This is a genomic window from Oceanobacillus saliphilus, assembly GCF_023522835.1.
Taxonomy (GTDB): domain Bacteria; phylum Bacillota; class Bacilli; order Bacillales; family Amphibacillaceae; genus Oceanobacillus; species Oceanobacillus saliphilus.
This window is the reverse complement of record NZ_JALCZU010000138.1, coordinates 1-269: the sequence shown is the minus strand read 5'-3', so window position 1 is coordinate 269 and position 269 is coordinate 1. Positions and strand designations below refer to the sequence as shown.

Here is a 269-nt window from a genome sequence, read left to right as displayed (position 1 = left end):
CATGATGCTCTTTAATGGCCATGGGTTCCTGTTTTGGTTGGTTGTTAATCTATTAATGGGCTTCTCTGGTGGGGCGTTGTTCCCATACTTGTTAACGATGTTCTCAGTTAAGACAACGACCCCAACTCGAACGGCAGAATTGTCAGGAATGGCCCAATCAGGAGGATATCTATTGGCCGCCTTTGGACCAACGCTATTTGGTTACGGTTTTGGGCTATGGCATAGTTGGACGATTCAACTGATTGTGTTAATGGTGTTAATTATTTTGA

The 269-nt window shown here is 43.9% G+C and carries 1 pseudogene; it reads left to right on the top strand.

Annotated features, from left to right (window positions below):
• Positions 1-269 (top strand): annotated as a pseudogene (locus MN204_RS20715) (MFS transporter); the annotation flags it as partial.